This window comes from Pseudoalteromonas sp. TB51, from assembly GCF_000498055.1.
Taxonomy (GTDB): Bacteria; Pseudomonadota; Gammaproteobacteria; order Enterobacterales; family Alteromonadaceae; genus Pseudoalteromonas; species Pseudoalteromonas atlantica.
Map to the genome: position 1 here is coordinate 1 of NZ_AUTO01000365.1, position 2423 is coordinate 2423.

General features: G+C 43.1%; 1 protein-coding gene, 1 pseudogene and 1 riboswitch. The gene and the pseudogene both read left to right on the forward strand.

Annotation, left to right across the window (positions count from 1 at the left end; genetic code table 11):
• Nucleotides 1-81 precede the first annotated feature (81 nt).
• Nucleotides 82-1218 (forward strand): ISAs1 family transposase, encoded by a 1137-nt coding sequence (locus L650_RS0123240; protein WP_029772849.1) that lies wholly within the window; start codon nt 82-84, stop codon nt 1216-1218.
• A gap of 116 nt (nt 1219-1334) precedes the next feature.
• Nucleotides 1335-1507, forward strand: a riboswitch (Lysine riboswitch).
• Between the two features lie 76 nt (nt 1508-1583).
• Nucleotides 1584-2423 (forward strand): annotated as a pseudogene (locus L650_RS0123245) (aspartate kinase); the annotation flags it as partial.

The window sequence follows — 2423 nt, forward strand, 5'->3', positions numbered from 1 at the left end:
CACGGCAAGATCATTATAAATTGAACTTATAGAGCAAGTAGTGATCAGATCAAGGCATAATAATTACTTGGTCGCATAAATATGAGCACTACTTTTCTGAAACATTTTAATTCAATTACAGATCCTCGCATTGAACGTTGTAAAAAGCATGAACTTATCGATATTCTTCTCCTTGCTATTAGCGCTGTACTCTCTGGTGCAGAAGGATGGGAAGATATTGAAGACTTTGGGCACCTAAAGCTTGATTGGTTAAAAAAATACGGTACGTTCAACGCAGGAATTCCAAAACATGACACGATTGCTCGCGTCATGTGTCGGTTAAAAGCAAATGAAATAGAAAGGGCATTTCAATCTTGGATATCATCACTGATTGAAACCACAGGTGCAGATATCATCGCTATCGATGGCAAAACCGCACGACGTTCATTTACCACAAAAGACAGAAAAAGTGCCTTACACACGGTCAGTGCATGGAGTTGCCAACACCAGTTAGTGCTTGGGCAGACGGCTGTTGATAATAAAACAAATGAAATCACCGCAATACCAGAATTACTCACCCTGCTCGATATTGAAAACAGTATCATTACGTTAGATGCGATGGGATGCCAACAAGAAATAGCAAAACAAATCATCCAACAAAAAGCAGATTATATTCTTGCACTTAAAGGTAATCATTCAGGCATGCAAAAGGAACTAGAAGCGTGGTGGCACAAGTGCGAGCGTGAAAGGTTAACTCAGCATAATTGTGATGAATATACCGAAATAAGCTCAGGACATGGGCGTGTTGAAACACGTACATGCCAGCAGTTACTTATAGATAAAAGCTGGTTAGGCAAGGATTATCGTTGGCCTGGCTTAACGAGTATTATTAAGGTCAGGGCTGAAGTTCATGATAAGTCGGCAGGGTCGGATACCACTGAAACACGCTGGTATATAAGTTCATTAGACTTAAATGCAGCGCAAGCACTCAATGCGGTACGCAGTCACTGGCAGGTTGAAAGCATGCATTGGATGCTTGATATGAACTTCAGAGAAGATGAATCGAGAATACGCAAACTTCAAGGGCCATTAATGTTTAATGTAATGCGAAAGATAGCCATGGCGCTTTTTAAACAAGATACATCTAAGTCAGCTAGTATGGCGAGGAAAAAGAAAATGGCAGGGCTAGACGATGATTACCGCTCAACCCTGTTAGAGTCTGGGATTAAAATGCGCTAGCCGTGATTATTCGCGTTATATTAACTAAAACACCTTGACAGCTAGACGTCTAAACGATAACTTTCAAAGCCCCGCTACATAGTGGGGTTTTGTTTTATTAGCCACAGGTTAATACAACATTCAGAAGAGGTGCGATACTTAGGTATTTAATGGTAGGTGACGAACGCCCATAACCATTAAAGAGGGGAGTACTCGCCGAGGAAAACAAGGTTACGTCAACCGTGTTTTTCGGTTTATGGGGCTGAATCCCCAAAACTGTCACCAACTTAGGTGGAGAGCTTCTGGCAGCGGACACATCTTATTTGCATTCCTTTGCCAAGTTCTTCTTGTTTTTTAGCGGTTTGGATACCGCGAAAGGAGACGAAATGACTACCCAATCAGTGCCACAAACAGTATCAGGCGCAAAATCAGATTACATCGTTGCCAAATTTGGCGGAACTAGTGTTGCAAACTTTGAAGCGATGAGTCGCTGCAGCGAAATTATTGTTGCAGATAAAAGCGTACGTATTGTAGCTGTGAGCGCCAGTGCCGGCGTAACTAACCACTTAGTTGCACTGTGCAAACCCGACCTTAGTAAAGAGCAGCGCCAAGAACACATCGATGGCGTATTGGCTATTCAACAGGCTATTTTAGATGAGCTGTCGCTTGATGCCGATTTAGCGGTGGGTTTTAACGAGACGTTGAAAGCATTTCAAACGTTAGCCCTTGAAACACTCACCACTGATCAACAACACGATGAGCTGCTTAGCTTTGGCGAGCGTTTATCGTCTTATTTATTTGCTCAAGTGCTGCGCTTAAAAGGCTTAAATGCAGATAGGTTTGATGTGCGAAAAGTGCTTAAAACCGACAGCCAATTTGGTAAAGCAACGCCCGATGTTGCGGCCANGCCACTGCACAAGCGGCTAAAGATCTGTTAATTCCGTTATTAGATGAGCAAGTAATAGTTACACAAGGGTTTATTGGTAGTGATGAATTTGGCCAAACCACAACGCTTGGTCGTGGTGGCTCTGACTACAGTGCGGCGTTATTAGCAGAGGCTATCAACGCTAAAAGTGTACACATTTGGACCGATGTAGTGGGTATTTTTAGCACCGACCCGCGTTTATGCGCTAAGGCAACGCCAATTGCCCGTTTAAGCTTTGATGAAGCCGCAGAAATGGCGACATTTGGCGCAAAAGTATTGCACCCTGCGACTATTTTACCAG